The following is a 1747-nucleotide window of genomic DNA, read 5'->3' as shown; positions in this document are numbered from 1 at the left end:
CCTACACCCTTACCCCGGGACAACCACCGCCCGGGCTGGACTACCTTCCTGCGTCACCCCATCGCTTACCTACTACCACCTTGGGTCAGCGGCTCCACCACTCCCCTTTGCCCGAAGGCTCCGGGGCGGCTTCACGGCCTTAGCATTAATGGGCTCGATATTGGGCGTTTCAAAGCGGGTACCGGAATATCAACCGGTTGTCCATCGACTACGCCTGTCGGCCTCGCCTTAGGTCCCGACTTACCCTGGGCAGATCAGCTTGACCCAGGAACCCTTAGTCAATCGGCGCACACGTTTCTCACGTGTGTATCGCTACTCATGCCTGCATTCTCACTCGTGAACCGTCCACAACTCGCTTCCGCGGCTGCTTCACCCGGCACACGACGCTCCCCTACCCATCACAGCGGGCGTTGGCCCTCATGCTGCAATGACACGACTTCGGCGGTACGCTTGAGCCCCGCTACATTGTCGGCGCGGAATCACTTGACCAGTGAGCTATTACGCACTCTTTCAAGGGTGGCTGCTTCTAAGCCAACCTCCTGGTTGTCTCTGCGACTCCACATCCTTTCCCACTTAGCGTACGCTTAGGGGCCTTAGTCGATGCTCTGGGCTGTTTCCCTCTCGACCATGGAGCTTATCCCCCACAGTCTCACTGCCGTGCTCTCACTTACCGGCATTCGGAGTTTGGCTAAGGTCAGTAACCCGGTAGGGCCCATCGCCTATCCAGTGCTCTACCTCCGGCAAGAAACACACGACGCTGCACCTAAATGCATTTCGGGGAGAACCAGCTATCACGGAGTTTGATTGGCCTTTCACCCCTAACCACAGGTCATCCCCCAGGTTTTCAACCCTGGTGGGTTCGGTCCTCCACGAAGTCTTACCTCCGCTTCAACCTGCCCATGGCTAGATCACTCCGCTTCGGGTCTTGAGCGTGCTACTGAAATCGCCCTGTTCGGACTCGCTTTCGCTACGGCTTCCCCACACGGGTTAACCTCGCAACACACCGCAAACTCGCAGGCTCATTCTTCAAAAGGCACGCAGTCACGAGGATGTGCAAGCACATCCCGACGCTCCCACGGCTTGTAGGCACACGGTTTCAGGTACTATTTCACTCCGCTCCCGCGGTACTTTTCACCATTCCCTCACGGTACTATCCGCTATCGGTCACCAGGGAATATTTAGGCTTAGCGGGTGGTCCCGCCAGATTCACACGGGATTTCTCGGGCCCCGTGCTACTTGGGTGTCTCTCCAACGAGCCGCATGAATTTCAGCTACGGGGGTCTTACCCTCTACGCCGGACCTTTCGCATGTCCTTCGCCTATCCATACGGTTTCTGACTCGTCCTGTCGCCGGCAGACGACAGAAGAGAGATCCCACAACCCCGCATGCGCAACCCCTGCCGGGTCTCACACGCATACGGTTTGGCCTCATCCGGTTTCGCTCGCCACTACTCCCGGAATCACGGTTGTTTTCTCTTCCTGAGGGTACTGAGATGTTTCACTTCCCCTCGTTCCCTCCACATGCCCTATGTGTTCAGGCATGGGTGACAGCCCATGACGACTGCCGGGTTTCCCCATTCGGAAACCCCCGGATCAAAGCCTGGTTGACGGCTCCCCGGGGACTATCGTGGCCTCCCACGTCCTTCATCGGTTCCTGGTGCCAAGGCATCCACCGTGCGCCCTTAAAAACTTGGCCACAGATGCTCGCGTCCACTGTGTAGTTCTCAAACAACGACCAGCCACCCACC

The 1747-nt window shown here is 57.9% G+C and carries 1 rRNA gene; it reads right to left on the bottom strand.

Annotation, left to right across the window (positions count from 1 at the left end):
* A 23S ribosomal RNA gene (locus tag ACIQKA_RS34855) occupies window positions 1–1695 on the bottom strand; the annotation flags it as partial.
* Window positions 1696–1747: the final 52 nt, after the last annotated feature.

It is taken from the genome of Streptomyces sp. NPDC092045 (genome assembly GCF_044756005.1).
Taxonomy (GTDB): domain Bacteria; phylum Actinomycetota; class Actinomycetes; order Streptomycetales; family Streptomycetaceae; genus Streptomyces.
Note: the sequence above shows the minus strand (reverse complement) of the source record. Positions and strands in the feature narration are given on the sequence as shown.